The organism is Actinacidiphila yanglinensis (assembly GCF_900107965.1).
Taxonomy (GTDB): domain Bacteria; phylum Actinomycetota; class Actinomycetes; order Streptomycetales; family Streptomycetaceae; genus Actinacidiphila; species Actinacidiphila yanglinensis.
The window spans coordinates 56579-79413 of the sequence record NZ_FNVU01000031.1; the positions used below are offsets into that span (position 1 = coordinate 56579).

At 68.9% G+C, this 22835-nt stretch carries 24 protein-coding genes and 5 pseudogenes; 12 read left to right on the plus strand and 17 right to left on the minus strand.

The window, feature by feature from the left end:
• The first annotated feature begins 86 nt into the window (after positions 1-86).
• From C4U44_RS39090 to C4U44_RS39115, 7 genes and pseudogenes are all read left to right on the plus strand, one after another.
• A complete protein-coding gene (locus tag C4U44_RS39090) occupies positions 87-1052 on the plus strand; it encodes a nuclear transport factor 2-like protein (RefSeq protein WP_103890883.1) in 966 nt (321 codons plus the stop codon).
• A 41-nt stretch (positions 1053-1093) separates the two neighbouring features.
• The gene (locus C4U44_RS39095) at positions 1094-1492 is read left to right on the plus strand and encodes a PPOX class F420-dependent oxidoreductase (protein WP_103890884.1); all 399 of its coding nucleotides are present in this window, start codon (positions 1094-1096) and stop codon (positions 1490-1492) included.
• 279 nt (positions 1493-1771) lie between these two features.
• Positions 1772-2269 carry a hypothetical protein gene (locus tag C4U44_RS39100; protein ID WP_146088458.1) on the plus strand — a complete coding sequence of 166 codons (498 nt, stop codon included), beginning with the start codon at positions 1772-1774 and terminating at the stop codon, positions 2267-2269.
• A gap of 100 nt (positions 2270-2369) precedes the next feature.
• A complete protein-coding gene (locus C4U44_RS39105; protein ID WP_103890886.1) occupies positions 2370-2756 on the plus strand; it encodes a hypothetical protein in 387 nt (128 codons plus the stop codon).
• 97 nt (positions 2757-2853) lie between these two features.
• A pseudogene (locus C4U44_RS43805) lies at positions 2854-3147 on the plus strand (hypothetical protein); the annotation flags it as partial.
• A 43-nt stretch (positions 3148-3190) separates the two neighbouring features.
• Positions 3191-3286: pseudogene (locus tag C4U44_RS43810) on the plus strand (TetR/AcrR family transcriptional regulator); the annotation flags it as partial.
• A gap of 123 nt (positions 3287-3409) precedes the next feature.
• A pseudogene (locus C4U44_RS39115) lies at positions 3410-3730 on the plus strand (TSUP family transporter); the annotation flags it as partial.
• Positions 3731-3736: 6 nt separating this feature from the next.
• Here C4U44_RS39115 and C4U44_RS39120 read toward each other — a convergent pair.
• From C4U44_RS39120 to C4U44_RS39130, 3 genes and pseudogenes are all read right to left on the minus strand, one after another.
• Positions 3737-4366: pseudogene (locus C4U44_RS39120) on the minus strand (IS110 family RNA-guided transposase); the annotation flags it as partial.
• Positions 4367-4767: 401 nt separating this feature from the next.
• A pseudogene (locus tag C4U44_RS39125) lies at positions 4768-6138 on the minus strand (IS1380 family transposase); the annotation flags it as partial.
• Positions 6139-6972: 834 nt separating this feature from the next.
• Positions 6973-7341, minus strand: coding sequence for a hypothetical protein (locus C4U44_RS39130; protein WP_103890887.1), 369 nt, complete (start codon positions 7339-7341; stop codon positions 6973-6975).
• A 419-nt stretch (positions 7342-7760) separates the two neighbouring features.
• Between C4U44_RS39130 and C4U44_RS39135 the strand changes: the two genes are divergently transcribed.
• The 3 genes from C4U44_RS39135 (at position 7761) to C4U44_RS39150 (ending at position 9335) form a co-directional block, all read left to right on the plus strand.
• Complete coding sequence (locus C4U44_RS39135; RefSeq protein ID WP_103890888.1) at positions 7761-8189, plus strand: hypothetical protein; 429 nt, start codon at positions 7761-7763, stop codon at positions 8187-8189.
• A gap of 400 nt (positions 8190-8589) precedes the next feature.
• On the plus strand, positions 8590-8982 hold the full coding sequence (locus tag C4U44_RS39145) for a hypothetical protein (RefSeq protein ID WP_103890890.1): 393 nt from the start codon (positions 8590-8592) through the stop codon (positions 8980-8982).
• Positions 8982-9335 (plus strand): hypothetical protein, encoded by a 354-nt coding sequence (locus C4U44_RS39150; protein ID WP_103890891.1) that lies wholly within the window; start codon positions 8982-8984, stop codon positions 9333-9335. The genes C4U44_RS39145 and C4U44_RS39150 overlap by 1 nt, the downstream gene beginning before the upstream one ends.
• A 61-nt stretch (positions 9336-9396) precedes the next feature.
• On the opposite strand, the gene C4U44_RS39155 is transcribed toward C4U44_RS39150, so the two are convergent.
• The 6 genes from C4U44_RS39155 to C4U44_RS39185 form a co-directional block, all read right to left on the minus strand.
• Positions 9397-9693, minus strand: a complete 297-nt coding sequence (locus C4U44_RS39155; RefSeq protein WP_103890892.1) for a hypothetical protein — start codon at positions 9691-9693, stop codon at positions 9397-9399.
• Positions 9690-9881: a toxin-antitoxin system HicB family antitoxin gene (locus C4U44_RS39160; RefSeq protein WP_235032679.1), complete on the minus strand. Its 192-nt coding sequence runs from the start codon at positions 9879-9881 to the stop codon at positions 9690-9692. The genes C4U44_RS39155 and C4U44_RS39160 overlap by 4 nt, the downstream gene beginning before the upstream one ends.
• A 105-nt stretch (positions 9882-9986) precedes the next feature.
• Positions 9987-10328: a PIN domain-containing protein gene (locus C4U44_RS39165; protein WP_200823561.1), complete on the minus strand. Its 342-nt coding sequence runs from the start codon at positions 10326-10328 to the stop codon at positions 9987-9989.
• A 44-nt stretch (positions 10329-10372) separates the two neighbouring features.
• Positions 10373-10630, minus strand: coding sequence for a hypothetical protein (locus C4U44_RS39170; protein ID WP_103890893.1), 258 nt, complete (start codon positions 10628-10630; stop codon positions 10373-10375).
• A 95-nt stretch (positions 10631-10725) separates the two neighbouring features.
• On the minus strand, positions 10726-11187 hold the full coding sequence (locus tag C4U44_RS39175) for a hypothetical protein (RefSeq protein WP_103890894.1): 462 nt from the start codon (positions 11185-11187) through the stop codon (positions 10726-10728).
• Between the two features lie 272 nt (positions 11188-11459).
• Positions 11460-11888, minus strand: coding sequence for a nitroreductase family deazaflavin-dependent oxidoreductase (locus tag C4U44_RS39185; protein WP_103890896.1), 429 nt, complete (start codon positions 11886-11888; stop codon positions 11460-11462).
• A gap of 260 nt (positions 11889-12148) precedes the next feature.
• Here C4U44_RS39185 and C4U44_RS39190 point away from each other — a divergent pair, with 260 nt between their 5' ends.
• A complete protein-coding gene (locus C4U44_RS39190; RefSeq protein ID WP_103890897.1) occupies positions 12149-13072 on the plus strand; it encodes an NADP-dependent oxidoreductase in 924 nt (307 codons plus the stop codon).
• 200 nt (positions 13073-13272) lie between these two features.
• Here the strand turns inward: C4U44_RS39190 and C4U44_RS39195 are convergent, their stop codons facing one another.
• The 3 genes from C4U44_RS39195 to C4U44_RS39205 form a co-directional block, all read right to left on the minus strand.
• Positions 13273-14505, minus strand: coding sequence for an IS4 family transposase (locus tag C4U44_RS39195; RefSeq protein WP_103890898.1), 1233 nt, complete (start codon positions 14503-14505; stop codon positions 13273-13275).
• A 199-nt stretch (positions 14506-14704) separates the two neighbouring features.
• Positions 14705-15895: an IS110 family RNA-guided transposase gene (locus C4U44_RS39200; RefSeq protein ID WP_103890920.1), complete on the minus strand. Its 1191-nt coding sequence runs from the start codon at positions 15893-15895 to the stop codon at positions 14705-14707.
• A 239-nt stretch (positions 15896-16134) separates the two neighbouring features.
• Positions 16135-16731 (minus strand): TetR/AcrR family transcriptional regulator, encoded by a 597-nt coding sequence (locus tag C4U44_RS39205; RefSeq protein WP_103890899.1) that lies wholly within the window; start codon positions 16729-16731, stop codon positions 16135-16137.
• A 69-nt stretch (positions 16732-16800) separates the two neighbouring features.
• Here C4U44_RS39205 and C4U44_RS39210 point away from each other — a divergent pair, with 69 nt between their 5' ends.
• A complete protein-coding gene (locus C4U44_RS39210) occupies positions 16801-17130 on the plus strand; it encodes an antibiotic biosynthesis monooxygenase family protein (protein ID WP_103890900.1) in 330 nt (109 codons plus the stop codon).
• Positions 17131-17653: 523 nt separating this feature from the next.
• Here the strand turns inward: C4U44_RS39210 and C4U44_RS39215 are convergent.
• The 5 genes from C4U44_RS39215 to C4U44_RS39235 all read right to left on the minus strand — a co-directional run bounded on the left by C4U44_RS39215 (position 17654) and on the right by C4U44_RS39235 (position 22685).
• A complete protein-coding gene (locus C4U44_RS39215) occupies positions 17654-18589 on the minus strand; it encodes a LysR family transcriptional regulator (RefSeq protein ID WP_146088459.1) in 936 nt (311 codons plus the stop codon).
• A gap of 154 nt (positions 18590-18743) precedes the next feature.
• Positions 18744-19508 (minus strand): SDR family NAD(P)-dependent oxidoreductase, encoded by a 765-nt coding sequence (locus C4U44_RS39220; protein ID WP_160145204.1) that lies wholly within the window; start codon positions 19506-19508, stop codon positions 18744-18746.
• The gene (locus C4U44_RS39225; protein WP_103890903.1) at positions 19505-20263 is read right to left on the minus strand and encodes an SDR family NAD(P)-dependent oxidoreductase; all 759 of its coding nucleotides are present in this window, start codon (positions 20261-20263) and stop codon (positions 19505-19507) included. The genes C4U44_RS39220 and C4U44_RS39225 overlap by 4 nt, the downstream gene beginning before the upstream one ends.
• Positions 20260-21159 (minus strand): SMP-30/gluconolactonase/LRE family protein, encoded by a 900-nt coding sequence (locus C4U44_RS41800; protein WP_160145205.1) that lies wholly within the window; start codon positions 21157-21159, stop codon positions 20260-20262. The genes C4U44_RS39225 and C4U44_RS41800 overlap by 4 nt, the downstream gene beginning before the upstream one ends.
• On the minus strand, positions 21156-22685 hold the full coding sequence (locus C4U44_RS39235) for a UxaA family hydrolase (protein ID WP_235032681.1): 1530 nt from the start codon (positions 22683-22685) through the stop codon (positions 21156-21158). Before C4U44_RS39235 ends, C4U44_RS41800 begins: the two co-directional genes overlap by 4 nt.
• Positions 22686-22835 lie beyond the last annotated feature (150 nt).

The window sequence follows — 22835 nt, forward strand, 5'->3', positions numbered from 1 at the left end:
TTACCATACTGGACGCTCAGTATGCATGTCCCCAGTCGTACATCCATACGGCGGGTGCCATGCGTCCCGGTCGAAGGGTGGAGACCATGAAGAACGACAACGCGAGGTTCCTCTCCAGAAGATCAGCACTCACCGCTGTCGCCGCCGGAAGTGCCGCGCTCGCCGGCACGTGGATGCTCCCGGGGTCCGCCGAGGCAGCCCCCGGCATCAGTGCCGAGGCCCCGGCCGGTATCCGGCGCCTCTTCAGCTCCTTCCTGACGGCGAAGAGCGCGGCCGACGTCGACCGCACCATGGCGTTCTTCAGCCGGAGCGACATGACCTACTGGGACGCCACCGCCGGATTCAGCTTCCCCGACTGGGCCACCCTGAAGGGTGTGTTCGAGAACTACATGCCGAACTGGGGCCCGGACGCGCACTCGTACCAGACGGACCTCCTGGGAAGCGAGACCGGCGCCGCACTGTTCTTCACCAACAGCCCGCAGGAGTTCGGGCAGGAGATCCGCGGGATCTCCGTCGTCGACATCCGCGAAGGCAAGTTCGTCCGCTGGATCGACTACTGGGACGGCCGGCACTTCGGAATCTCGGAGCTGAGCGCGTTTCGCTCGCCCCCCGCCCAGTTCCCGAGCGACTTCGGGTGGACCCTGCCCGGGGAGAACGCGTCGTCACCGCTGAAGCGCACGGTCGCCGCACTGTCCCGGAGCGCGGCCGCCGGCGACCATCAGCGCATGGCAACGCTCTTCGACGCCAACGGCGTCCTGGAGGATCTGACACTCCACACCGCCGTGGCCGGCCCAAAATCCATCGCGGCCTACCTCAAACAAGCGGTGAGCAACCTCCCCTACGGACAGCGAGCACGCGTGCGCCACGTCGTCGGGGGCAGCGCGGGCGGCGCATACGAGTGGACGAACAGCTCCAGCCCCATCCCGCGCGGCGCCAGCGCACTCCAGCTCAACGCCGACGGAAAGATCACCCGGCTCAGCTCGATCTGGGACGGGTCGCTCGTCGACGCCGGCTGGCTCACCCAGCGCATGGCGGAGACGATCGAGAGATGATCCCCCCAACAGAAAACGGCTATAGGACCACGGTGAACGACATGACTTCCGAACACACCCATCCAGCGGCCCTCCAGCGACTGGCATCGGGAAAATACCTCCTGGTCACCACCTTCCGGCGGGACGGAAGGGAAGTGGCAACACCGGTGTGGGTGGTCCGCGACGGGGACGCACTCGGCATCTGGACGGCCACTGGCTCAGGCAAGGTCAAGCGGATCCGCAACCGGGCAGACGTCCTGGTCGGTGAGTGCGACATCCGCGGCAACCTCTCAGGTGAACAGGTCCCGGGCCAGGCCGAACTCCTCGACGCCACGCAGACCCAGCGCTATCGCGACCTGGTGCGCCGCAAATACAGCCTGACCGGCAGACTCACCGTCCTCGGCAGCCGACTGCGGCACGGGAACGACGGAAGCATCGGAATCCGGATCACCCTCACCTGACCCCCACACCGATCCCCCGGTCACCACCCTCGCCCCCGGCCCGGAACGGACACGACCCGCCCCCGGCCGACACCCTTTCTCGCAGCCCGTCACGACTGTCACGACCTCCCGAGCCGCGCGCGGTCCAACAACTACCCGTAGTGCGCGAGCGTCATGGCGACGACTACACGCTCCGGGAGCCCGGCGTTGTCGGGTTACGCGATGCTTAAGAAGAAGCCGGCGGACCTGGTACCGATCTCGCCGGAGGCAGAGGAGACCAGGGCGAGTAGCAGGCCGAGCATGTCGGGTGTCGCGGTTGCTGGCGGCAAACAAGGCAGTGGGCGGATCGGACACGCGCACCGGTTCGCCAGCGGCGTGCATGGCCTTTCCGAACTCGCGCAGACCGAAGCGTGGCTGAACCAGCGCTCCGAGCGCGCAACGGCCTGCATCGCCACCACCCCCTCCACCGGGGAACCCGTTCCTGTTGCGGAACGGGAGGCCATCGAACAACTCACCGACGCGATGCTTCCGATGGCCGACACCCTGCACGCCCTGACCCGAGCACTGGCACATGTAGCGCACGGCTACCGCACGGCGGCGGCCTCCGGCGTCGAGCACAGCCACCTGCGCGCCGAGGAGGCCACCTCCCGGATCATCGCCGCCGACTTCTACACCCAGGCCCGCGACCACCTCGGCAAGGCCACCGCGACACTTCGCCGCAGTCCACGACCGGCGCCCCGAATCCCGCCGACGCCCGCAGAACCGGTATCCGGCCCGCACGCAGGCCCCCGACGCTGACCCACACCTCGCGCCGTACGACAGGAGAACCACCTCGGCCACCCCCAACACCCCACCCACCACATCGCCCGAAGGATCGCCAGCCCCGCCTGCCGACCGCTTGTCCCGTTTCGCGACCGCGCTCGCCACCCGGCTTCCCGGCGAATGGATCAGCTCAGACCTCGACTGGTCCGACCAGGCCGAACGCCGGCAGGTGACGGACTTCCTGTGGGACCACGCCGCCATGGACCACGTGGTCTTCACCTACCACCTCACCCGCGGAGCGCTACTGACCGCAGGTGACTTCACCCAACTCCTGGTCATCAACCGCCCAGCCCGACCCAGCCAGTTCTTCGTCGGCGCCCTGACCCCACTGGGCATCGACATCAGCAACCGCGAGGTGCCGCAGACCCCGCACGGCATCGCCGTCACCTCCCACCCTGCCAAGACCGCGCACCGGGTCAGCTCCCGGCTTCTGCCGCCTACTACGCCGCGTGGAACGCCCTAGTGGGCCAGCACCCCGCGCCGGAATACCTCACCCCGGTCTCCCTCTTTGCCGGTGTGCCCAGGCCCGCGACCACACCGACCGCTGGCGGAGCCCGCCGGTGAACGACGCCGCTTTGAGCATCACTCCGCGTTACCTGGCCGCCAGTTCCGTCGAGGACCACCATGCCCACCTGGTCCACCTGGCCCGGACCGCGGCATGGACGCGGCAGGCCACGGCCCTGACCACGACTGCGCCCAGTCCCTGTGGACTGGTGACCGTGCACGCCGACCGCCCCGGCAACCCTGATGCGCCGCACCTGTTCCTCAGCGCCCGAACCCACCCCGACCGGCCCGCACGGTGGAAGGCGACCCTCGGCGGTGACCTGCCGGTGGAGTTCCTTGCCGCGATGACCACCGTGCTCAGTGCCGAACTGCTGCGCGACCCCGACTACATGCACCCGCGCCGTCAAGCGCGGGCTCAAACGGATCCAGTACCGCCCAGACCTGGTAGACGGCTGCCTGACCGCCACCGGTCTGATCACGGGTCACTGACCGACATCACACATTCAAGTTCAGTAGCGTCAACTACCCAACCCTGGCTTTGTTTGCGATTTTGGACGGCAGTTGTTCACCGTTTCGGGAGGCGGTTGGATCGGGGCGGGGTCGACGTTCACGAGAATCGGCGGCGGCTCCCTGCTCGGCCCGATCCTCGTCGGCCGCGGCGTACCGGTCGGCACCGTCGCACCCGCGGCCCTCGCCTCCACCTTCGTGACCTCTAGCGTCGGCGCGGCCACCTACGCGCTGCTCTCCCTCACGGCCACCGGCGACGTCGCCCCTGACTGGCTGCTGGGCGTGTCCTGCGGGGCCGGTGGCCTCCTGGGCGGATACCTCGGCGCACGCCTCCAGCCGCATCTGCCCGAGACAGCCCTCCGGCTCCTGCTCGGCACCCTCGCCACCGGAATCGGCGCGCTCTACGCAGTTCAGATCCTTCGCTGACCGCAATCCGGTCAGCGCCTGGGCCAGCTGGGACTCCTTGTCCTTGAGGGCGCCGACGCCGAGTTGGGCCAGCGTGTGTGGGCCTCGTTCGCCGGCGATCAGCGCCTCGACCACCGTGCGGGCCGACTTGCCGCCGAGGTCGGAGACGACGCTGGATAGCTTGATTCCGGGGTCCTCTAGCAGCTTCTCCAGACGCTGGATTTCCCGGGTGCGTTCCCGGGTGACCTCGGTGCGATAGCGAGTGAGGTCACGCAGCTGCCGGATCGGCTTGGGCGGCACGAACGAGGGGCGGACCAAGCCGTGTTCGATGAGCTGGCAGATCCACTGGCAGTCCCTCACGTCCGTCTTGCGACCCGGGACGTTGCGCATGTGCTGGGCGTTGAGCAGCCAGGTCTCTATGTGCTCTTCAAGGATGTAGTACACGGGCTTCCAGTAGGAGCCGGTCGCCTCCATCCCGACCAGAGTGATCCCTTCGGACACCAGCCACGCGCGCAGGGCCAGCAATCCCTCGGTCATCGTAGTGAACGTTCGGATCTCGGTGTGCCGGCGCCCGTTCCGCCCCGGAACGCGGATACACACTTTGCAGTCGGCCTTGCCGATATCGATCCCTGCGCAGCGTTCGCGGACCATATCCATGCCCGTCTCCTTCCCGCGTTGTGCCTCGCTCCGCAGCGGACGACCGCCCGGCGGGGAACCGGCAGGAGGGAAGAATCTGCTCTGCGTGCTCGTGGCAACACTTCGGGGTGCTGCGCCAGGTCCTCAGCGCCAGACTTTCGTACAGGCTCGAATCGGCACCAAGATCGAACGACGTCAGCCGGGCGGCCGCCCACCCCGATTTTCCCGGCTCCAGGGTGTCGTTGCCAGAGGTCCGGATGACTTTCGTGACGGTCTGCCGACGAAGTCGGTGGGCTATTTCGCGTTTTGTGCCTGATAGTCGGCAGGTCGAGGGCCCGGCTGTCGCGTCGGGTGGGCGCCGGGTTCCACGTGGTTCCGGTCGGGGTGGTGCCGCTCGTAGGGACGGGAAGGTATTGGTCAGCGGGGTTCGGGAGGGCTTCGAGTCGTGCCAGGGCGTCGGTGATCACGCCGGTCCAGGGCCAGTGGGATGCGAATCTCAGGTGCCGCCTGCGGGCGGTCGTGACGAGTTGGGCGGCGGCGGAGAAGAGGCGGAGCCGGAGTTTGCGGGGCTCCCACCTGCGGGTTTTGCCGGTCAGGGCGAGCATCGGCATCCAGGCCAGCAGGTCGAGAGCGAGTTGGACGATCTCCAGCCAGATCTGGTTCTGCGCGGTGTCGTGCACGGGCAGGTTGCGCAGGCCGGTGGCGCGGGCGTTTTGGATGCGGTCTTCGGCGCGGGCTCGCTGGCGATGCCGCAGTTCAAGCGCGGCGATCGGGACGCCGGACGTGTTCGTGGCGAACGCGGTGAGCCGGAGGCCGTCGGCATCGGTGAACCGCAACTGGGTTCCAGGGTGCGTGCGTTCCTTGCGGACGATCAGTCGCATCCCCTTCGGCCAGCCCTTGAGGACGTCGCCGTCGAGTTCGGCGACCCAGGCGCCGGCGCGAATCTCACCGCCCGACTTGATCGCGGGTGTCCACGCGGCGGGCGGGACTTTGAGGGCGGCCTCGTGGACGGCGTCGGTGATGGTCATGCCGACCGAGTACGACAGCCACCTTCCCTGCCGGGCGAGCCAGGCGGTGAACTCGTGGGTGCCGCCTGCGGAGTCGGTGCGCATCAGCGTGCGGCGTCCCCGCCGGTACTTCTTCGGCAACTGGGCCAGGGCGAGCCGGCCTGTGGTGATGTGGTCAGCGGCGGTGTTGCTGCCCGCGTTGCCGGGCCGCACCAGGCCGGCCACCGGTTCACCGCTTCCGCCGCTGCCGTGGTCGACGAAGGCCATCAGGGGATGGTGTCCGAAGGTCTTCTTCCAGGTCGCGGTGGCGTCCTGCTTCTCGGAGTGGGCCAGCACGAGCACCCCGTCCAGGTCCACGATCACCTGCCCGCCGGCATCCGGAGCCGCGGTCTTGGCCATGCTCCAGACACACTCGCGGGCTTCGGCCCGCGCGGCCCGTATCGCGTGAAGTGTCTTCGGCCCTGCTGCGGCAAGGGTGTCGATGAGGCGGGAGACCGTCGGGTCGGAGGCCACCGGCCCGAACACGGCCGGCTCGGCCCGCAACATCCCGACATCCGCCAGGCAGTCCCCGCCCAACGCGACCGCGAGAGCCACATCCAACAGGACTTTCCCCGGATCGTGCACCGCCCTCGGACGCCGCCACGGCGCAAGCGCCGTCGATATCGCCCGGTCGAGCCCGGCCTTGCAAACCGTCTCGACCAGCAGTACGGCCCCGGCCTGGGACACCACCGCCCGTCCGCCGCCCTCGACGCGGACACGCGGGTACGACCCGATACGCTTCTTCACCTGAGAAGTGCCTCCGACGGTGGCAGGAACAAGGACCTCGAAAATCCTCATTCTTGCTGGTCAGAGGCACTTTTCGCTTACCTGACCAACCGTCGGACACCCCCGTGTCAGGAAAGCCCGAGGCTAATGCCTCCCAAACTGATGTCGAAGTACTGTCCGTTCTCGCGTCCAAAGCCACAACCCCGCATGGGAACGGCTGCGCGACGCCACGACCCATATGCGTATCCTCGCCGACGGCCTCGACACTGTCCGGCCCGCCTTCACCGATGAACAGCCAGCACACCCGGCACCGCCCCAGCCAGCCCCGCAGCCCACTGACCAGAAGGCCACCGCCGACACAGCCGCCCCATCGGGCCGGCCCGTCACCACTGACCCCCTTGGATACCCGGAGGCCCATGACCTACGCACCCACCGATGTCCGACTCGACCCGCGCCCCGAGGACAACAGCGTGGTCCTCGACCAGATCGACGGACCGCGGGCGAGCGCCGCCCGCCCTGCTCGTCCACGCCTTCCAGCAGGTGCCCCGCCAGGACGTGGACACCCTGGTACTGGTGCGCACCGACTGCGAGGAAGCCCACTACGCCGGTGCCGCGACCAGGCCCTGCGCCAAGCCGGCAACACCATCGGTGTCGACTCGAACTCCAGCAGGACTTCAACAGCGATTGCACCTGAGCCGACTACCCGATGCCCACCAGGCGTTACGCCAGGACGCCCACCATTCACCGGCACGGGGGGCCGGCCGCCCTTACTGGCCAGACCGGGTACCACCATCAAACTCGCGGGACCTGCCGCGGGCACGATCACAGGTGGGGGTAACTCCCCAACGGCCCTCCTCACAGACCGGCTTCTGATTCTGCGGACTCTCGGATGGCGTTGATCTCCTCGATCGCGGCCAGGGTGCCGTTCGCGGATGTGTCCACGATCTGCTCGAGCTCGCGGAATCGTGCGGCACGCTCCGGACGCCGGTTGATCGCGACGAAGACAGCCCAGGAGTGTACGAAGGCCCGCAGCGGGTCGAGGCTCTGGATCTGCTGGGCGCTGGTGGCTGCTTGGAAGAGATGGGCGGTGAGGGCTGGGAGCAGGTGCGGTGCGATCACCTCGACAGCCGCCCGGAGGGCTTCCGGGTTCGGTTCCCGCAAGGGGATGAGTGGCTCACCGAGGCCGTCGATTGCGTTGTTGTCTCCTGAGATGTCGGACGTCATGCCGCCGACGATACGGGCCGTCCAGCCTCATCGGATTGTCCACAGCGTGGAGGCGTCCACCTGGTTGGTGCGCTCGCTGGCGCGAACAGCGGAGACCGAGACGCTGACTACAGCACGCGGTACCCGCTGGCCGCCTGCCTGGGGCTTTCGCGCCTGCCAAGTGAGCAGTGCGAAGACGTGCCGCCGAAGTCGGCAGGCCGCGTTTGACGAGCGAATCGCAATCGGCGGGTTGCCTGTGGCAGCCAACCTGTCGCGTTGCGACCCGAGCTCAAAGACGACGTGACTGAGCTTCTTCGATGTGACCACCGATCGGGTGATGGCTGTGAGCCGCAACGGGCGAGGCCCACTCCCGCAACCACCACCTGCAATGGGATCAGCGCCGCGGCCGAGAGAACGAGCAGGCCACGCACGCGGCACAGATGCTCACCCTCGCAGGGTATCGCGTCGACCTCGACCCGCAGCTCAATACCAGGCATGCCGTCCCGGTCGACGACCCCCACAGCGGGTACCGGCTCAGCGACCAACTGCGCGCACCAACCGAGGCGATGGGCGCCGAGACCTACGACTCCGCAGCCAACCTCACCGATCAGGTCGTCGATGACGTCCACGGCCTCCCGCCAGCCCTGACCCAGTTCCTCCAGGCCGCTGGCCAGCAGGCGCTTACCGCCAGCACCGAACCTCCCCCCGTCCCGCCTCAGACTTCGAAGAAGCCCCCGGCACGGTCACCGGCATCGCCACGCGCCTGGCCCACGCCGACGAACACCTCCGTCGTCTCCGCCCGCCCGATCGCCCCCGAGCCGCCGGCCGCCGGCATAGGCGGTACCGCCCCACCCGCCCACGGTCACTAACCTCGCGCTTTTATGAGCGTGCTCGTCCATGCCTTGATCAAATAGGCGGAGAGTACTCCTGACCTGCAACGATGGGACTTGTCTAGGGTCCTGTTGGCTGCACGGAAAGAAGCACTCTCCAGGTGAGCAAGTCGACGACTCGATCTGGGAGCCCCTCGCGCCAGCCCCCGACCCTGCGGCCGGCGGTGATCCGTCGGCGCCGGCGACCACGGCCGACGCCCTGGTCGAACTCCTCAGCGCGCTCGCCCGCCGCCAGCACGAGCACCGCGAGCAGACCGTCGCCCGGCTCACCGCCGTCATCGCCACCGGCCTGCTCCCACCTGAGCTGAACGACCTGGCCCTGTACCACCTTGCGAAAGCCCAGCGCGACCTCGGACGCACCGCCGGCTCCCGCACCAACATGGCCCGCGTCGTCGCCGGCGGCGGCCGCGCACCTGCCGCACGCCGCGGCCTTACCCGCCTGGCCCGCCTGGCCCGCCTGGCCGGCGACTTCCCCACCGCGCTGCAGGCCGCCGCCACCCTGGGCTGGGAAGGCCGGCACCACCGCGTCACGGGAGACCTGTGGTGGGTCCACGGCGACATGACCCGCGCCGCGGCCGCCTACCGGAACGCGCGCACCGACGCCGAAGACCACGGCGTCGCCGGCGAAGCGGCCACCGCGCAGGCGCAACTGGCCTTCGTGACCGCCTTCACCGACCCCGGCCAGGCCGACGACGAACTCGAACCCGCCCACCAGCTCCTGGCCGGCCTCCACCGCGCGCGACCACCTTCACCACCCGCATCGCCGCCCTGATGCGCGACGCCGGCACCACCAGCGACCTCCCACAGCGCGCCGACACCCTGCGCGCCGACCTCACCGACGCCGGCCTGGCCACCATCGAGGCCACCCTGGAACTCGCCGTGTGCTCCCACCACGCCGCCACCGGCAACTCCCCCGGCCTGCAGGCCACCACCAGCCGGCTGCACCAGCTGACCGCCGACGGCGACTACGCCTACTACACCGACATCGCCCACTTCATGGCCGACCTGCCGCTGCCCGACCAGCCCGCCTCTCAGGCCCGGTGGCTGGACGGCGAACAGACCGCACGGACCCGCTGGCGAACCCTGGTCACCACGCGGCGCGCACGCACCGCACGCCCGCTGTAGCGCAACTTGCTTCCGCGCCGGCCACGATGGCCGCGCGGTGCCTGGTCTGCGGCCGCGCTGTTCAAAGATCGAGGACCGCGCGCAGCGCCTGGTCGACGCGGTCCATGACGGCGGAATCGACCGGGCCGAGGCATGTGGCGTCCTCGAAGCGGCCGACGCGCAGTTGCTGAAGGTTGACCGCGACCGCTGTGCACGGCAGCGGATCGACGATCACCACGGACATTGCCGTGTCGGGATACCGGCCCGAGGGGTGCAGCACGATCGTGACCACCGCTCCGTACGTGGTCTCCAGGCCGTCGAGGGAGACCACCAAGACGTTGCGGCCGTCGGCGAGAGCCCAGATCTCTCCACGCCTCACAGAGCGTCGCCCTCGCCCGCCAGGTCATCGCCCAGACCCAGCGCGGCAAGCTTCTGCGCGGCATCCAGCACGGCCTGGCGGCGCGCAGCGCGCACGATGTAGGCGTTCAGGCTGATGCCGGCCGCCTTCGCGCTGGCACGGATCGAGGGGTCCAGGTCATCGGGGATACGAAGCGTCATCACAGACATGCCACCACATTAGCCACCATGAAGCGGTTGCACCATCTCCTGTCGCCGTCTGCCCTCGGCCGGCCGGAGAGGCCGAGCCGGCGAGGACCCATCCTTGAGGGCGGTTCAGGGAGTCAGGTCCAGCACCCGCACGGGATGACCGGCCCACGCATCGGGGGTGGCGGTCGCGACCACCGCTCCGCTGGGGCGCTCGGGTGTGGGCTGCGCGGCGTACAGGGTGTGGGCCAGTGCCCAGGAGTCCTGGCGGGCCACCGACAGCGCCGCGGTCAGATCCAGGTCCAGCACCGTGACACCGGGCAGGGCCGCGATGTGCTCGCCGGTCCCCGGGCGGGCGCGGTCGGCTTCGACCAGCGCGCACGCCGTGACATACAGGTACCAGCCCGGTTCGGCGTGCGCCCGGTGGATCAGCCGGGAGGCCAGGAGGTTGCCCCGGCCCGCTGCTGCCATCGCCGTGTCGTCCAGGATGACGTGCACGGGCTCGTGCGGATCGGTCACCGAGCGGCCGCCTGCCGCAGACGCGCGTCCAACTCCGCGTCCAGGCCCTTTTGCTCCGCCTCGCCGGGTGCGTATCCCGTCCACTCCTGCAGCACCGCGCGGGCCTGCTCAGCTTGCGCAGCGCGCTCTTCCGGGGTGAGGACGGCCTCGGCCAGCCGGGCCAGATAGGCCCGCAGCGACATCCCCTCTGCCGCGGCCACCGCCGCCAGGCGGTCCCGCGCCTCTTCTGGGATACGGACGTTCGCATCAGCCATGATCGTGCTCCCTCCACGTTCGAGGAAGCATACGGGTACGTACCCGTGGTGGTACGGGCCGGGTCGAAACTTCGACGGACGGCAGCGCTGCTGGCCTACACTCCCGCCGGCGCGCTGCATGTGATTCTCGCGGGCGGCCAGTCGGCGTCGACGGTCACCTGCGCGTACGCGGCGTCGAATGCTGTTTGGATGAGGTCGCGGACGTCATCGCTCATGGCCACGGATCTGTTGCGCCCGTCGGTTTGGTAGAAGGCCACATGGCCGTTGGCGCCGTCCGGCCCAGCGCCCAGGAGGGCGAGCATCGCGGCAGCCACGGCGTTGACCGGGTGCGTGCCGTGATCGATGAACACGGGGACGACGACACCGATCGATGGCGTCGATTCGCATGTGCTCGGCCAAGCCGCCAGGTTCACCGGCCACCGCGCGTACTTCCGCCAGGGTGCGGGCGGTGAGGACCTCCAGGTGACCTGCGGACTCACGACCGCGAACGACTTCTCCTCATGGTCGTCTGGTGCCGGCACGCTGGCGGCGGCGTCCTCGGTGTCGTGAGTCACCATGCTGCTCCTCGGCGAGATCGTCGTCGAGTTCCAGGGTGTCCGCGGGACGGACAGCCACACGCTGCAGCACTTTGCGGAACTCGTGGTAGGCGGCCTGGGCTGCTTCCCCGCGCCTGCAGTCCTCCAGGCACACCACTTCCAGGGACACAACCGGGGGCATATCCATCAGTTCACTCACACTACGGAAAGGTCGGTGCCACTGATCGTTCGGCCGTCAGGAATGGTCGCGAATTGCAATTTCCTTCTTGTGGCCGTGGATGGCGGCCGATGAACTACGCGCGGCTGAGTTCGAGAACCGGGATGGTGCGGATTCCCGCGGTCTTGCGTTCGTACTCAGCGAAGCCTGGGTAACGCCGTGCCTGCTCGGCGTAAATCCGGTCGCGCTCGGCGCCCGGCAGCTCGCGGACGGTCACTCGGTATGACGCGGTTCCACGTTCGATACTTCCGTCACCAGCGGTGACCAGGTTGTAGTACCAGTCAGGGTTGGTGGGTTCTCCACCCCTGGTGGCGAAGACATAGACGATGCCGGGCTCGGTCTCATGCGGGAGGTACATCACTGGGGTGACGTGCTCTCGCCCGCTCATGCGGCCGACGTGATGCAACAGGACGATCGGGGCGCCTTCGAAGGCGCCGCCGACCTTGCCCTCATTCGCTCGGAATTCCGCGATGTTCTTCATGTTCCAGTCCTGTTCGTCGCTCATTTTTGCTCCCGCCGTCGTTGGCATGCCCCAGTGGGTACTTGTCCGGCTTCCGCCACAGCCAGCGTATGCACGACTGTCCGCAGGTCCCGGTTCCGCAGCTTTCGGGCACGCGAATCACCGGGAGCAGGTGATACCTCCTCACCTGTTCGGCGGCAATCTTGATAGCAGTGGCACTCAGCGGGAACCCATCAGGAACCAGCGGCCACCGAGCCCGCGCGGCGCGGTTATTGGCGTTCCAACCGAAGGGAGATCGGTCGATCATGCCAAAGGCTGTCAGGTACGACGGGTTCGGCGGGATCGACGTTCTGCGGGTTGATGAGGTGAAGCGCCCTGAGCCCGGGGACGGCCAGGTTCTCGTGCGGGTGAGAGCGGCCGGCATCAACCCCAGCGAGGCGGCCATCCGCACGGGGGCGGTGGCGCAGATGTTCCCGTCGACGTTTCCGTCCGGGCAGGGCAGCGACCTCGCCGGAGTCGTCGAGGAGGTCGGCGCGGGGGTCCGCGGGTTCTCACCGGGCGACGAGGTGATCGGGTTCTCGAACAGGAGGGCTTCGCAGGCCGAGCTGGTCCTGGTCGAGGCCGGCGACCTGACGCACAAACCGGCTGCCGTCTCGTGGGAGGTGGCCGGCGGCCTGTACGTCGTCGGCGTGACTGCGTGGGGGATGGTGCGCGCCGTCCAGCCCAAGGAGGGTGAGACCGTCGTCGTCTCCGGAGCGGCCGGGGGTGTCGGCTCGCTCGCCGTCCAGCTCGCGCGGAGAACCGGCGCCACGGTCGTCGGCCTGGCCAGTCAGAGCAATCAGGAGTGGCTGAAGAGTCACGGCGTGATCCCGATCGCATACGGCGACGGCGTCGCGGACCGGATCAGGGCGGCCGCGCCGGGCGGCGTGGATGCCTTCATCGACACCCACGGCAACGGGTACGTCGAGCTGGCCCTCGAGCTCGGCGTCGTACCCAAGCGGATCGACACGATCGTCGACTACGCGGCCGCTGCGAAGCACGGGGTGAGGACGGACGGGGGAGCGGAGGCGGGGCCCGGGGCCGAGATCCTCGCCGCGCTGGCCGGCCTGATTACCGACGGCCACCTCGAGGTGCCGATCGCGAACGTCTACCCGCTGGCACAAGTCCGCGAGGCATACACCGAACTCGAGCGCCGCCACACCCACGGCAAAATCGTCCTCACCCCCTAGCCTCAATACCGGTAACTTAGGGCGTTTTTATCCGCTTGACCCGTTTTGGTTTGGTGGCTTTGACGATGGTGATGGCCGGGGCGGGCGGGTGTTCTGCACCATGGTGGGCTGCGCGTTTGAGGGGCCAACCGGCAACTTTGCGTTTGATGACACGGGGGTTGGCCCGGCTGCGTCGTGGCGGCAGGAGGCGTTCGAGAAGTTCAGCGTGGGTGGATTTGACCGCGCGGGCGAGTTTGCCGGGGGGAAAACGCCGCCTGGTCGGTGACCTGGCGGCGCACGACGCGCAGTGATCGGATGAAGGAGATCCGGTCGGGATCTTGATCGGCTTGCCGTGCGGCCTGGTGCATCAGATGCCGGATGGCGTGGTGGACGAGCAGGAACCCGTAGAGTTCCTGCTCGGCTCCGTCGGGGTGCTGTGAACGCAGCACCAAGTGGGAACCGCCGAGGTGGGTCTTGATCTCGTCGAGGGTCGACTCGAACTCCCATCGCTGTGCGTAGAGTTCGGCCAGTTCGGCGGCTGGGGCCACGTCCGGGTCGAGGATTGTGGTGAGAAGCCGGTAGACGCCCTCGTGGCCGGCGATGGCGTATTCCACCGCGCGTGCTGGGACCCCGCGACGGGTGTGGTGGATATCGCCACGGTCGAAGATCTCCGTGAGGTAGGAGCCATCCGGCAACTCTTCAACGACGGGCAGTACGAGGTCTTTTCGGACTCTCCACAGCAGGTCGGCCCCGGTCGCCGCGGCCTTGCACCACAGGTCCACGCCGTAGAAGCCGCGGTCGGCCATCAGCATCATCCCCGGCTGCAAGGACAGCAGGACCGTCCGGGCCAGGGCCTGCTCTCCGGTCCGCAGAGGGCCGATCGCAGCGTCGAAGACAGCGTGGGTACCGCACTCCACCAGGCCGACCATGCGGATCTGCGGGTAACCGACGTTCTGTTCGCCCCGCCCGGAACGCGGCGGACGACCGAACGCCTCCACGTTCGCCTTCGTGTCAGGCAGGTCGAATGTAGTGCCGTCGATCGCAGTCAGCCGCCAGCCGCGGTAGAAAGCACCCTCAGTATCCGATGCGGCAACCGGCCGACACACCCGCGCGAACAACTGCCGCAACGGCGCCACCCCCAACCGTGACCTGGCTTTCCAAATCGCCGCCGTACTTGGCACCGCCCACGCCCCACGCCATCGCCGCGCACCCTGCAAACCGGCGGTCAGCAGGCGGGCGACCTCTTCGTAGCTCTGCCCCGAGAACAGGCACATCGCCAAGACGAAGTAGACCACCAGCCGGGCCGGCAGCAGCCGGTTCCGCTGCTGGACCCGGCCCGTCTCCGCCAACACCTCGTCCACAAGCCCTGCAGGAAACGCCTGCGTCAGCACCCCGACCGCAACCCGGTCCGACAGACGCTCACCAGATGACTTCAGCTGACCCGCTCTTGGCACATCACCAACAACGACCAGATTGCACCTAAGTTACCGGTATTGCGGCTAGCGGCACGGAGCCGGCCCAGCCACCGGAGAAATGCCAGGCAGTCATCCACTACGCCGAGCACGACGCATACCTGGATGCACGTCGCTGAACACCACCACACAGCAACGGGAACTTCTACCATCGTTGATAAAGAACTTCCCAATGAGGATGTCAAGCGGCAAGGGTGACTGGGGGTGCGGCTTGGTACCACGCTCCGTCGCGGATCATGGCCCACTGAACGTTGGCTCCCCGCCGTGCCAGGGACAGCAGTGCCTGCTTGTGTCCCTTTCCCTCAGCGCGCTTGCGGTCGTAGTACGCCCGTGACGCTGGACACGAGCGCAGGCTGGCCATGGAGGAGAGGTAGAAGGCCCGCAGGAGGCCGCGGTGGTAACGGCGGGGCCGGCGCATGTTGCCGCTGACGCGGCCGGAGTCACGCGGGACCGGGGAGAGACCGGCAAACGCGGCCAGCCGGTCGGCAGTCCCGAAGACTTCCAGATCGCCTCCTGTGGCGGCGACGAACTCCGCGCCGAGCAGGGCACCCACGCCGGGCAGGCTGCGAATCACCTCGGCATGGGGGTGTTCGTGAAACCGGGCCTCGATGAAGGTGTCGAGCTCGGCGATCTCCTCTTCGAGGGCCATCACCCCCTTGGCGAGACGGGCCACCATTGAGGCGGCCAGCTTCTCGCCGGGCAGCGCGGTGTGCTGAGCCTGAGCCGCCTCCACGGCCACCTGAGCCAGGGCGGTAGCGCCCTTGACCTTGCGGTTCTTCAGCCAGGTCTCGATGCGCCTGGCGCCGCTGCGCCGGATCGCGGCCGGCGTCTGGTAGCCGGTCAGCAAGAGGAGGGGTCCCTTGTTCGTCAGGCTCAACGAACGCTCCAGCGCTGGGAAGATCTCCAGAAGCTGTCCTCGCAGCCGGTTGACCTGCCGGGTGCGGTCGTTGACCAGGTCAGTGCGGCGTCTGACCAGGATCTTGAGGTCGACGGCTATTTCGTCGCAGGGCCGCAGCACGCCGAGGTCTTTGCGCATGCGGGCCTGGTCGGCGATGACGAAGGCGTCCTTCGCGTCCGTCTTGCCCTGGCCTCGGTAGGCGGCTGACGCCTGGTGAACGGCAAGTCCGGTGAGGTAGACCATCGGCTGACCGTGGCTGATCAGCAGGCCGATGAGCAGGGCAGCCCCGCCGTGGTTGATGTCCACTGCCCGCAACGCGTCCTCGGAGACCGCGAGGACGTCGCCGATCAGCTCCAGCAGAGCGGACTCGTCGTTCAGGATCCGCCGCGACAGAAGGCGCTCGCCTTGCGCGTCGATCACCACGCAGTGGTGATGTTCCTTGCCGATGTCCACCCCGCCCCAGATCTCGGGCACGGTCACCTCCGCCAGCTCGTCGTCACACACAGAAGCCCAGCAGACGACCTCGCCGACGTTGTCCTACACAGCGATCGAGTCGCGTATCCCAATTAGCGGTCGAGTCGTCGCGGGGCTCCGGGTGGCCAAGTTCTTTGAGCCATCAAGCGGCGACAAGCTCACAGCCATACCCGGAACCCCCGAGTCCGACGATCTTACGAATGACCGTCTCAGACCCACGCTTGGAAGGTAGGACAAGATCAGTGGGCTGCGCTCTGCGGGGCGTCTGGCCACACTTGCTGCAGGGCCCGCTCCGCCCAGTCATCGGGTAGGTCGGAGGTGGCGACATACCGTGCGTAGAGCGAACCGATCAGCATGGTGGCGAGGAGGTCGGGATCTGCCGAGTCCGGCGGTTCTCCGGAGCTGAGGCCCTCGGCCAGGACCTGGCGCAGCGCTGCCCGGCGTGGCTCGACCAGGCGGTGGCGGAAGGCGGCGAGCAGTTCCGGGTGGCGGTGCTCTTCGGCCAGCAGCGTGCCGACCACCGCCATGGAGTTGCCGCGCAGCAGGTTGGCGCGGAAGTTGCGCAGGAGCGCGAGGGCGCGGCTTCGGGGCGGGCCCGACTCGGCGGGCATGGTCTCGATCCGCAGCGAGTCGATGACAGCGACGGCCACACCGGCCTTGCCGTGGAACCTGCGGCGCACGGCAGGGACCGTCGTGCCGGCGGCGGCTGCCACCGACTCCAGGGACATCCCGGCGTAGCCGGCCTCGCGCAACAGCTGCTCGGCTGCTGCCAGGATCGCCCGGTCCAACTCCGGGTCTCGCGGCCGCCCCGCAGGCCGCGCTGTGACAGGGCTCACTAGACATCCTCTCGGCGAACATTATATTCTGATACCGTATCAGAACATAATTCCACCAGGGGGCTTACTGTGACCACCGACCCGATCCCTGCGGCCGCGGTCGTCCGCGTCTCACGCGGCAACTTTGATCCCGCCCGGTTCCCGGAAGTCCAGGAGGCGACCGCAGCGATCAGCAGCTTCCTGATTCCGGTCGTCAAGAAACTACCCGGCTTGATCAGCTACTACTGGGCCACCTCACCCGAAGGTTCCATGGTCAACGTCAGCGTCTGGGAGTCCGAGGAGCACGCAGAGCAGATGAGCCGGCTCAAGGAGATGATCGTGGATGCCCGGGCGATAACCGACAAGGTCGGCGTCGTCTTCATCCCCATCGTCAACTACCCGATCGACTGGACCATCTGACCGCCCGCTCGGGGCATCCCCGGGCAACTGTCGCGCCGGGCGCCGGCCGGTCGGCAATGTCTGCCTACGGCGCCCGGCAAGTCCGCGGCGTGCGTCCTGCCCGAGGGCAGGACGCACGCCGGTCGCGACCTGAGGGTCGTGGCGCGTCAGCCGCTGCTTCCTCGCTTGGAGCGCACCCGCACACTGGTACGGCGGATGTGCTCAGCCCACCGGCCGCCGCTCAGAAGGCGTGGGTTGCCGACCGAAGGCCCTTGTTTACCGGCCCCGAACACGTGTTGATGCGCGCGCACGATTGTGTCTCCCTACTGTCAACACGCCCGTGGTAGACCAACAGCGGGCCGGCCGCGCGTACGGACGTCACCGACCTCACCGTGCGGTGGGTTCCGAAGCTCCGATGGGCGCCGCCACCCGGGCGTTCGTCCACGCGGTCCTGCGGGGACCACGGCCGGACGGTACCGCTGTGCCGGCTGTGTGAGCGGATTCGGGCAGGCGGACGCGGGTCATCGGGGATCGTGCGGAGGACTCACGCCTCGGCGTGGAGCGGCCGTACACCCGCGGGCAGCGGTGCGTGCTCCTGGGCGTGCAGGAAAGCGCAGACGGCCGCGTTGCTGGAACGTCGCCGGGTCCAGAACAGGGCGACGTCGCGGTGCGCGGTGGGCGACTTGATCCGGCGGACCGCGAGCCCGTCGATCGGGGTGGTCTGCACGGCCAGCTGGTTGATGACGCCGATCCCGAACGCGGAGCGGACCAGGGCGATCAGAGTGGCGGGGTGGTCGGTGAGGTAGGCGATGTCCGCCTTCGATTCGCACTCCCCGAGCATGTGCCGCAGGTCGAAGCCGCCGCCCTCCTCCTCCGAGCCGGCCGGGTTGCCGATCAGCGGCCGGGACAGGATGTCATCGATGCCGATCATCGGTTCGGTCGCGAGCGGATCGCTGTCGCGCATGACCGCGACGATGTCCTCCCGCCAGATCGTCCGGTGGCACAGCGTGGGTTCGCGCATCTTCGGCAGCGTGGGCCGGAACGCGATGTCCACGACACCGGTGGCGACAGCTTCCTCCAAGGTGGCCGCCGTTCCCTCCCAGAGTTCGACGGTGAGCCCGGGGTAGTCGGACTTCAGTACCTGCAGGAGCGCCGGCAGGTAGGTGGAGCTGACCGACGGGTAACTGGCGACGGTAAGGTGCGCGACGAACTGGTCCTGCGTGCTGCGGGCGGCGTCCACAGCACGCTGCAACTCCTGCAGCGCCGCCTGGGCGTGCCCGTAGAAGAGCTCGCCGGCCGGGGTGGTGCGGATCGGGCGGGCCTTGCGGTCGAAGAGTGATACACCGAGAGCGTGTTCCAGCGCCGCTATGTGCGCGCTCACCCGTGACTGCGACAGGTGCAGGGTGTGCGTCGCGGTACCGAATCCCCCCCGGTCGGCGACCGCGAGGAAGCTGCGCAGCCACGCGGTCTGAAGCGACATCGCATCCCGCGTCACCGTGGTTTCCTGTTCTGACGGGAGGTCATCGTCGCCGGTGAAGAGGGTCACTGGAGCTCCTTTCGTGTGCGGCTGAAAATACCCCCGCCAGCGCCGATGCCTCTAGGGACGTGCCCGTGGATGGCCCACGGTGGAGCCGTCAGGCCGCGGTGAGGCCGCCGTCGATGATCAGTGCCGTCCCGTTGATGAAGCGGCCTTCGGGTCCCGCAACGAACGCGATGGTGGCCGCGACCTCCTCCGGGGAGCCGAGCCGCCCGTCCAACTGCCGGGCGGCCATCGCCTGCCGGGCCACGGCCGGGTCGGGTGCGTCCGCCACCATCTTGTCGACCCACTCCGTCGCCACCGTGCCCGGGCAGATCGCCACGCACCGGATGCCGTCTTTGGCGTGGTCGACCGCGATGGCCCGGGTGAGGCCGACCAGGCCCGCCTTGGAGGCGCAGTACGCGGCCCGCCGCGGCAGGCCCACCTGACCGGCGACCGAGGCCACGTTGATGATTACGCCGCCGCCGTTGTCGAGCATGAGCGGGAGCATCGCGCGGGCGGTCAGGAACGACCCGGTGAGATTGACCGACAGCACGCGGTCCCAGTCCTCGTCGCTGGTCTCCAGCACCGTGGCGACCAGGCCGGTGCCCGCCACGTTGACCAGCAGTGCGGGCGCCCCGCGGGTGACGGCGACTTCACGGGTGACCGAGCCGATCTCGTCCGGGTTGCGCAGGTCAGCGGGGAACGCCCGCGCCACGCCGCCCGCGTCCTCGATCTGCGCGCAGGTCCGGGTAAGGCCGTCCCGGTCTACGTCCATCAGTGCCAGGTCGTATCCAGCGTCCGCTAGTCGGAGCGCGGTAACCCGGCCGATGCCCGAGGCCGCGCCGGTGACCACTGCGACCCGCAGCTGGGGGGCGCTCACGTGTACGCCAATCCAGGCAGCGCGCCGTCCATGGCGTAGCCGCCGTCGACGTCGAGGCACGCGCCCGTGGTGAAGCAGGCCTCGCCGGACGCCAGGAAGCAGATGGCCGCCGCGATCCACTCGGGCGGTGCGATGCCTAGGGGCACCCTGGAGTTGAGTGCCCGCTCCACGTCGGGCGTGTAGATCGGGGCACTCATGCCGGTGCGCACCGGCCCGGGCCGCACGCAGTTGACGGTGACGCCGTGCGGCGCGAGCTCGGAGGCCATCGTGCGCGTCATCGCTTCGACGCCTCCCTTGGTCGCGGTGTACGGCGCGGCGCTCGGTTCGGAGACCACCGCGTGCACCGACGAGACGTTGACGATGCGGCCGCGCACGTTCCCCTCGACCATCCGCCGGGCGACGGCCTGGGCGAGGAAGAACGTACCGGTCAGATTAACCGCCACGACGCGGTCCCAGTCGGAGCGGCGTACGTCGAGGAACGGTGCGATGTGCAGGACACCGGCCACGTTGGCGAGCACGTCGACCCGTTCATAGCCCTCCCGCAAGGTGGCGGTCAGCGCGTCGGCGGCGTCCACGTCGGCGATGTCCAGGTCGAGGGTGCGCAACCGGTCGGTGTCGGGGTCGGGCCACGGCTCGTCATGGCGCAGGTCCACGGCGAGCACACGGGCTCCTTCGGCCAGCAGCCGGACGGCGGTTGCCCGGCCTATGCCGGAGTTGGCGCCGGTGACGACTGCGACTTTGTCGGTGAATCTCATTGATCGCCTGCTTCTTCGATCGTGATGGCGGTGGTGAAGACGTGTCCGGGCAGCCCGGGTTCGGCAGCCTCGCGTTGCAGCACGGCACCGGACAGCGGCCACTGCCGGAGCTGGTCACCGGTGAGGCCGTGCGACGCGGAGGTGATGTACATCGTCCGCAGGCCGGGGCCGCCGAAGGCCACGCTGGTGGGCCGCAGCACCGGCACCGCAACCTGCTCGCGGACAGATCCGTCGGGGGTGAAGCGGGTGAGGTGGGCGCCGTCCCAGAACGCGCACCACACGTCACCGGCCGCGTCGACCCGCAACCCGTCGGGGACGCCGTCCAGTCCGGTCGTGTCCGCGAAGACCTCGCGCTCGCCGAGCGAGCCGTCAGCGGGGTCGAAGCGGTAGGTGTGGATGCGGTTCTGCCGGGAGTCGACGAAATACATGCGCCGGCCGTCGGGCGACCAGTCGAGGCCGTTGGAGCAGTAGAAGCCCTGATCGGCCGTGCGGTAGGTGCCGTCGCCGTCGAGCCGGTAGAGCCGGCCGTCCGGGCGGGACTCGCTGTCCTCCAGCGACCCGGTCCAGAAGCCGCCGGCCGGGTCCACGGCGCCGTCGTTGAAGCGGCACGACGCTCGGTCCGCCTCCGGGTCCGCCAGCAATCGCCGCCGTCCGGTGCGCACGTCGACGAGGTGCCAGCCGTCGCGCAGGCCCGCCACCAGGACGCCTGGGTCCTCGGTGAGCCCGAGGCAACCGACCTGCACGCCCAGCCGCACGACGTGCGGGGCGTCGCCGCCCTCCGCCTGGGTGAAGATCTCCCCGGCCACGATGTCCACCCAGTGCAGCGTACGAGTCCGGCCGTCCCACAGCGGCCCCTCCCCCAACCGGTGTCGACCGGGTGAGAAAATATCTGTCACAGTACGGCTCCGATCCGCCAGGGCGCGATCTCCTCCGCGCCGAAACCGAGTTCCTCGGACTTGCTCGACCGTCCCGACGCGGTGTCCACCAGCAGCTCGAAAAGGCGGGTGCCGTGGCGGACCTGCTCCGTGTGCGACATGGCGGCGCCGGCGTCGAAGTCGACGTCGCCCGTCATGTGCCGGAACAGCCGGGTAGTGGTGCTGATCTTCACGCAGGGCACCGGGCGGGACCCGAACAGCGAGCCCCGACCGGTGGTGAACGCCAGCATGTTGGCACCGCCGGCGACCATGCCGGTCGCCGACACCGGGTCGTATCCGGGGGTGTCCATGAAGGTGAGGCCGGGTGCCGTGACCGGCTCGGCGTACTCCACCACCGCGTTGAGCGGGCTGGTGCCGGCCTTCAGCACCGCGCCGAGCGACTTCTCCCAGATGGTGGTGATGCCGCCGACGCGGTTGCCGGCGGACGGGTTGTCGTCCAGCGCGGCGCCGTTGCGGCGGGTGTACTCCTGCCACCAGCACAGCAGTTCGTCTATCCGCTCGGCCAGCTCCGGCGCGGCCGCGCGGCCTTTCAGCAGGTGTTCGGCGCCGTGGATCTCGGGTGTCTCGCCGAGCACGACCCGGCCGCCGGCGACCACCAGCAGGTCGGCGGCGACACCCAGGGTTGGGTTGGCGGTCAGGCCCGAGTAGGCGTCGCTGCCGCCGCACTGCAGGCCGAGCACCAGCTCGGAGACCGGGATCGGCTCCCGGCGCTGCTGTGCCGACCGGTCCGCCAGGCGGGCGATCCGGCGCAGCCCCTCGGCCAACGCGGCGGCAGTGCCGCCGAGGTCCTGGATCGTCAGCTCCTCGACGGCGGTGGCGCCGAGCATGCTCTCCACCGGGCATGCCTCTCCGCCCATCCTGACCACCAGGACGCCAGCGATGTTGGCGTGGGCGGCGTAGCCGTGCAGCGTCCGGCGCAGGATGTCTTGCCCTGGGCCGCCGTCCGGCGTGCCGCGGCCCAGGTCGTGGGTGAGCGCCACGACTCCGTCGAGGCCGGCGCGGCCCGCGTGCGCGGTGCCCGCCGCCTCGGCGATCAGCCGGGCCACCGTCGCCGACGACCCGGTGGCCGGGAGGACGGCGACGTAGTTGCGGGTGGCGGCCCGCCCGTCCTCGCGCCGGAAGCCGAGGAAGTGCTCGCGGGTGGGAGCCGCGGGCGGCTGCCACCGGGCCGTCCCCGTACCGCGCGTGAAAGAGGCGGCCGGCTCCTGGCCCACACCCATGTTGTGCAGGTGCACATGATCCCCAGGCGCGATGTCCGCCGTCGCGTATCCGATCGTCTCGGCGTACTTGCGCACCAGGGCGCCACGCGGGATCGCCCTCAGCGCGATCTTGTGGCCGGCCGGGACGTCGCCGCGCGCCGGCACGGCGCAGCCCTCGACGGCGACTTTCGTGCCCGCGGCGATGTCCGCCAGGACCAGTCCCACGTTGTCGGGACCAGGACGGGCGACCAGCGGAGTGACCAACTGCTGGCGTGAATCGTCAATCACCCGGAATCCAATCGCACACCTCCGGGTCGGCTTCTAACCGACCGGATGCGGATAAGGAACAAAGAAGGACCGGAATACGGCCGCGGCCGTGCGACCGATCTTAGGCAGCGGCTCTTCGCCCGAGATCGCGTCCAGCGGGAAACCGCCCGG

What these genes read in the sequence shown, in the direction of transcription:
- C4U44_RS39090 (WP_103890883.1), top strand. Translation starts at nt 87, where the DNA reads ATGAAGAACGACAACGCGAGGTTCCTCTCCAGAAGATCAGCACTCACC.
- C4U44_RS39095 (WP_103890884.1), top strand. Translation starts at nt 1,094, where the DNA reads ATGACTTCCGAACACACCCATCCAGCGGCCCTCCAGCGACTGGCATCG.
- C4U44_RS39100 (WP_146088458.1), top strand. Translation starts at nt 1,772, where the DNA reads ATGTCGGGTGTCGCGGTTGCTGGCGGCAAACAAGGCAGTGGGCGGATC.
- C4U44_RS39130 (WP_103890887.1), bottom strand. Translation starts at nt 7,341, where the DNA reads ATGACGTCCGACATCTCAGGAGACAACAACGCAATCGACGGCCTCGGT.
- C4U44_RS39135 (WP_103890888.1), top strand. Translation starts at nt 7,761, where the DNA reads ATGCTCACCCTCGCAGGGTATCGCGTCGACCTCGACCCGCAGCTCAAT.
- C4U44_RS39145 (WP_103890890.1), top strand. Translation starts at nt 8,590, where the DNA reads ATGGCCCGCGTCGTCGCCGGCGGCGGCCGCGCACCTGCCGCACGCCGC.
- C4U44_RS39150 (WP_103890891.1), top strand. Translation starts at nt 8,982, where the DNA reads ATGCGCGACGCCGGCACCACCAGCGACCTCCCACAGCGCGCCGACACC.
- C4U44_RS39160 (WP_235032679.1), bottom strand. Translation starts at nt 9,881, where the DNA reads ATGTCTGTGATGACGCTTCGTATCCCCGATGACCTGGACCCCTCGATC.
- C4U44_RS39165 (WP_200823561.1), bottom strand. Translation starts at nt 10,328, where the DNA reads ATGGCAGCAGCGGGCCGGGGCAACCTCCTGGCCTCCCGGCTGATCCAC.
- C4U44_RS39170 (WP_103890893.1), bottom strand. Translation starts at nt 10,630, where the DNA reads ATGGCTGATGCGAACGTCCGTATCCCAGAAGAGGCGCGGGACCGCCTG.
- C4U44_RS39175 (WP_103890894.1), bottom strand. Translation starts at nt 11,187, where the DNA reads ATGGTGACTCACGACACCGAGGACGCCGCCGCCAGCGTGCCGGCACCA.
- C4U44_RS39185 (WP_103890896.1), bottom strand. Translation starts at nt 11,888, where the DNA reads ATGAGCGACGAACAGGACTGGAACATGAAGAACATCGCGGAATTCCGA.
- C4U44_RS39190 (WP_103890897.1), top strand. Translation starts at nt 12,149, where the DNA reads ATGCCAAAGGCTGTCAGGTACGACGGGTTCGGCGGGATCGACGTTCTG.
- C4U44_RS39215 (WP_146088459.1), bottom strand. Translation starts at nt 18,589, where the DNA reads ATGTCGCTTCAGACCGCGTGGCTGCGCAGCTTCCTCGCGGTCGCCGAC.
- C4U44_RS39225 (WP_103890903.1), bottom strand. Translation starts at nt 20,263, where the DNA reads ATGAGATTCACCGACAAAGTCGCAGTCGTCACCGGCGCCAACTCCGGC.